Raw genomic sequence first — 2,151 nt, forward strand, 5'->3', positions numbered from 1 at the left:
CCGGCGCGAAGTTGCCGATGGTGCTGCCCAGGAACGTGTGCAGCGCCGGCGCGGGCAATCCACCCGGCAGGGCGAAGGCGTCCGTAAAATCCGCCACCACCGGCACGACCTGGATGGACGGATAGTCGCCGCCGATCCGCCCCGCCGACTCGTCCAGGAACTCGGCGCTCACGTCCACCGGCACGTAGACGGACGAGTCCGCCACCGCCGTGATCGCATCCAGCACGATGCGTGTCTTCTCCGCGCTGCCCGCGCCCAGCTCCACGAGCGTCCGGGGCTGCAGCGCGCCCACCCACACGGGCATCCAGCGCGCGAGCAGCGTGCGCTCGATGCGCGTCAGGTAGTATTCGGGAAGACGGGTGATCTCCTCGAAAAGCCTCGAGCCATGCTCATCGTAGAAGAACCGAGGCGGCAGCTCCTTTTGCGGGCGCGACAATCCATCCGCCACGTCGCGCACGGCGGTGGCATCCACGGCGAGGGACGGCGGGAGGGCGAGCTCAGTCATCCTGCGCCACCCGGAATCCGCTGAAGATCTGCCGGCGGATGGGGTAGTCCCAGTTGCGGAAGGTGTTGCGGATGGCGCCCGGCCGGGTGGCCCACGACCCGCCGCGCAGCACCTTGTAGTCGGGGCCGAAGAACACCTCGCTGTACTCGGGATAGGGAAAGGTCTGGTAGCCTGGCCAGGGGGCGAAGTCGCTCGCCGTCCACTCCCACACGTCGCCGATCATCCCGTAGCAGCCGATGGGCGACAGGTTGCCCGGGTAGGCGCCCGTCTGCGCCGGCTCGAACGAGAGCTGGTCCAGGTTGGCATCGAACGGGGTCGGCGGCTCGTCCCCCCACGGATACGTGCGCTTGGTGGCGGATGCGGGATCCCACGACGCGGCCGCCTCCCACTCGTGCTCGGTCGGCAGGCGCTTGCCGGCCCAGTTGCAGTAGGCCTCGGCCTCGTACCAGCAGACGTGGCACACGGGGCGGTCCGGATCCACGGGCATCTCGCGGTCCATCGACCGCGTCCACCACGCGCCGTCGTGCCGCTCCCAGAACTGCGGCGCCACCAGTCCGGCTTCCTCGCGGTGCTTCCACCCCGCGTCGGACCACAGCGACCGTGCTTCGTATCCGCCGTCTTCGATGAAGCGCGTGAACTCGCCGTTGGTCACCGCCCACGCGCCGATGCGGAAGGGCGCCAGCTCCACCGCGTGCCGCGGCCGCTCGTTGTCGTACGCCGCCGTGCGGTCGTCCGTGCCGATCTCGACGGTGCCGCCGGGGAAGCGGACCATGCCGTCCCCGTCGGCCGCCACCGGCCGGCCCTGGGGCGTGGCGATGGCGCGCGGCGCACGGTATCGCGTGTCGTCGCCCCTCAGCTGCAGGGCCTGCAGGATGGTCTCGTTGTGCTGGTACTCGTGCTGGGCGACCATGCGGTAGACGTAGCCGCCGTCCAGCAGCCCGGGATCGGCGCGGCCGGTGTCGCCCGCCTGCACGTGGTCCAGCACGGTGCGGCGGACGGTGGCCATGTGGTCCAGCGTATCGGCCAGGCGCGGAAGGGCCAGCTGGCCGCGGACGGAGCGGGGGTTCTCGAACGGGTTGAACATCCCCGGCATCTCGCCGAACCGCACCGGCCCCTCCAGGTTGCGCACCAGCCACAGCTCCTCGAAGTGCGCGATGTGGCCCATGTCCCACACGACCGGGCTCATGAGCTTGTCGTGCTGGTTCATCAGCTCGGCCTCGGGCACGGGCGAAACCAGCAGCAGCGTGCGCTCGCGGGCGTCCTGCAGCAGGGCCGCGACTTCGCGTGGAGTGGGAGCGGGCGGGTCGGAGGACATGGAATGGGTCACGGGTGGTCGCATCGTGGCGGGATCAAGCTAGACCTGCCCGCCGGGGAACGCCACGATCTTGTGGATGATCACGGGAGGCGTGCGCGCGTGTCGCAGGTTTGTCGCACGAAAATTTGATGCCGCGCCCGGCGGGAGGGCCTCAGCCCCGCTGGGGCGACTGAAGTCGCGGCAACAAAGGCCCGAAGTCCGCCTTCGCGGACTGCTCGCGCAGTTCGGTGCATCGAGCCAGCCGAAGCGCGTCGAAGGTCTCCCCCTCCCCTGCGCAGCGGGTGACGGGGGCCGGGGGGAGGGGGCCCCGCGGCATGCGACGAAGCCTGTC

The 2,151-nt window shown here is 70.4% G+C and carries 2 protein-coding genes; both read right to left on the minus strand.

Going from position 1 to position 2,151, the window contains the following annotated elements:
- The coding region (locus tag VIB55_RS20380; RefSeq protein WP_331878508.1) for an L-histidine N(alpha)-methyltransferase at positions 1–505 on the minus strand (505 nt) is incomplete at its 3' end.
- Entirely contained in the window at positions 498–1,820 is a 1,323-nt protein-coding gene (gene egtB, locus VIB55_RS20385) for an ergothioneine biosynthesis protein EgtB (protein WP_331878509.1), read from the minus strand. The genes egtB and VIB55_RS20380, both read right to left, overlap by 8 nt.
- Positions 1,821–2,151 lie beyond the last annotated feature (331 nt).

Origin of the sequence: Longimicrobium sp. (assembly GCF_036554565.1) — a bacterium.
GTDB lineage: Bacteria > Gemmatimonadota > Gemmatimonadetes > Longimicrobiales > Longimicrobiaceae > Longimicrobium.